Source organism: Streptomyces sp. NPDC086077, from assembly GCF_040686175.1.
Taxonomy (GTDB): domain Bacteria; phylum Actinomycetota; class Actinomycetes; order Streptomycetales; family Streptomycetaceae; genus Streptomyces.
In genome coordinates, this window is the sequence record NZ_JBFBJT010000303.1 from 1 (window position 1) to 2,240 (window position 2,240).

General features: G+C 65.3%; 5 protein-coding genes and 1 pseudogene. All 6 read right to left on the reverse strand.

The window, feature by feature from the left end; genetic code table 11:
• Positions 1-244: pseudogene (locus tag AB0O67_RS37185) on the reverse strand (hypothetical protein); the annotation flags it as partial.
• Positions 241-630, reverse strand: a complete 390-nt coding sequence (locus AB0O67_RS37190) for a DUF6507 family protein (RefSeq protein ID WP_365460510.1) — start codon at positions 628-630, stop codon at positions 241-243. The gene AB0O67_RS37190 and the pseudogene AB0O67_RS37185, both read right to left, overlap by 4 nt.
• A gap of 26 nt (positions 631-656) precedes the next feature.
• Positions 657-968, reverse strand: a complete 312-nt coding sequence (locus AB0O67_RS37195; RefSeq protein WP_365460498.1) for a pore-forming ESAT-6 family protein — start codon at positions 966-968, stop codon at positions 657-659.
• A 68-nt stretch (positions 969-1,036) separates the two neighbouring features.
• Positions 1,037-1,363 carry a hypothetical protein gene (locus tag AB0O67_RS37200; RefSeq protein ID WP_365460501.1) on the reverse strand — a complete coding sequence of 109 codons (327 nt, stop codon included), beginning with the start codon at positions 1,361-1,363 and terminating at the stop codon, positions 1,037-1,039.
• A 244-nt stretch (positions 1,364-1,607) separates the two neighbouring features.
• Positions 1,608-1,997: a DUF6507 family protein gene (locus tag AB0O67_RS37205; RefSeq protein WP_365460504.1), complete on the reverse strand. Its 390-nt coding sequence runs from the start codon at positions 1,995-1,997 to the stop codon at positions 1,608-1,610.
• 32 nt (positions 1,998-2,029) lie between these two features.
• Positions 2,030-2,240, reverse strand: a 211-nt coding sequence (locus AB0O67_RS37210; protein WP_365460507.1) for a pore-forming ESAT-6 family protein, incomplete at its 5' end; no start/stop codon positions are given.

Here is a 2,240-nt window from a genome sequence, read left to right on the forward strand (position 1 = left end):
GCGCACCCGACACCTTCTCCAGATCGTCCGCGAACGCGTCCGCCCGGTCCTTCACCGGCTTCGTCGTCGCGAACAACCGCTCCGCCTCCGGCGCCCGGTAATACGCCGACAGACCCTGGAACCGCGCATGCACATCCGACCCGGCATCACGGACATGACCCGCGTCCGTCTTCAACGCCGCGTAATCCGTCTCCAACTGCGCCAGATCACCAGTGAACTGTGGGATCTGCTCCGGCTTGATCACGCCTTGCCCACCCCCGGCAGATCCACTTTCGGCGCCTTCAACGTATTACGCTGCGCCTCCACCGCCATCTCCTGATCACCGTTCAGATAGGCCGTGGTGGCGTCGACCACGCCCTGCAACGACTTGCCCGCCCGGGCCGCCACGAACTGCAGATCCTTCGAGGCGCGCTCCGCGTACTGCGACAACGCCAGCGCCACCAGACCGCCCTGCGCCTTCTCGCCGCCCTCACCGCCACCCTCAGCGGCGATGGTGCCCGCACTCGAAGCCGCCGACGTCAGATTCTCACCGAACGACTTCCCGTACTTCTCGAAACCCGACGCGGTCTCCCCCGTCGTCTTCAGCACACCCGAAATACCCTGCGGCTTCAGATCCCACCCGGGCACCACAAACCCCCGTACCTGGAAACCAGCACTCAACCGATGTTGTCCACCGCGGACTTCGCCCGCTGCAACGTCGACTGCGCCGTCCCGTCGTTCTTCTCCAACGTCGTCTTCAGCAACTGAATGATGTTCCGCACCTCCTGCGAAGCACGGTTCCAGCGCTGCTCCTTGCCGTGGTACTCATCCGCCACACCATCAGCCGTGAAGTCCGCCATCGCCGCCTTGACCTGACGGTCACGCGCACCGATGACCTCCTCCAGCCGGCCGATCACCGTCTGAATGTTCCCCTGCGCGTCCGTCGACGCGCCCATGTCATACGAACGACGATCCGAACCAGCCGCCATCACACACCACTCCCCGTGAACAACAACGAAAGCGAAAGAAAGACGAAACGGAGCAACCCGGCCCCGGCCTAGCGGAAACGCGCCGCGTCGAAATTCGCGGCACCCATCTGCTGCCGCGCGTTGTCGCCCTGCTCCTGATCACCCGAGCTGAACGCCGACTCCATACCCGACTGACCACCCAGGATCGCCGACAGCGAACCGTTGAGCTCACTCGTGATCTCGTCCGCACGCGCCTTGAACTGATCGAACATCACTCGGCCCGTGCCGTTGAACTTCCCCTCCAACGGCTGCGCCGCCTGCACCAACTGCCGGATCAACGTCCCGAGATCATCACTCGAACCCCGCGAATCACGCATCAACGACGACAGCGTCTGCGCACCCATGTCGAACTTCATACCGAACCCGCTTCCCCCTAGGACCGCTGGGCGAACCGCTCCCGATGCGCCCCATGATTCTCAGCCATCTCTATCAACTCCCCGGTTGCCTCTGCAATCGGAGTGTCCATCGCTCACAGAAGCACCACACTTCGGACCGTCCTCGGCTACGGCCCGAGCGGCGACCGCGCACAGGCCGTAGCAGGGTGAGGGGAGAGCCAGCGGGCGGGGCGGCCCGCAGGCCCACCGCCTGGTCGGCGGAGGCTCAGGCCTTGCCCGCCCCCGGCATGTCCAGCTTCGGCGCCTTCAACGTACTGCGCTGCGCCTCCGCCGCCATCTCCTGATCACCGTTCAGATAGGCCGTCGTCGCATCCACCACGCCCTGCAACGACTTGCCCGCCCGGGCCGCCACGAACTGCAGATCCTTCGAGGCGCGCTCCGCGTACTGCGACAACGCCAGAGCGACCAGACCGCCCTGCGCCTTCTCGCCGCCCTCACCGCCACCCTCAGCGGCGATGGTGCCCGCACTCGAAGCCGCCGACGTCAGATTCTCACCGAACGACTTCCCGTACTTCTCGAAACCCGACGCGGTCTCCCCCGTCGTCTTCAGCACACTCGAAATACCCTGCGGCTTCAGATCCCACCCGGGCACCACGAACCCCCGTCCTCAGAGACCGGACACCCGACTCAGCCGATGTTGTCGACCGCGGACTTCGCCCGCTGCAACGTCGACTGGGCCGTCCCGTCGTTCTTCTCCAACGTCGTCTTCAGCAGCTGGATGATGTTCCGCACCTCCTGCGAGGCACGGTTCCAGCGCTGCTCCTTGCCGTGGTACTCATCCGCCACACCGTCAGCCGTGAAGTCCGCCATCGCCGCCTTGACCTGACGGTCACGCGCA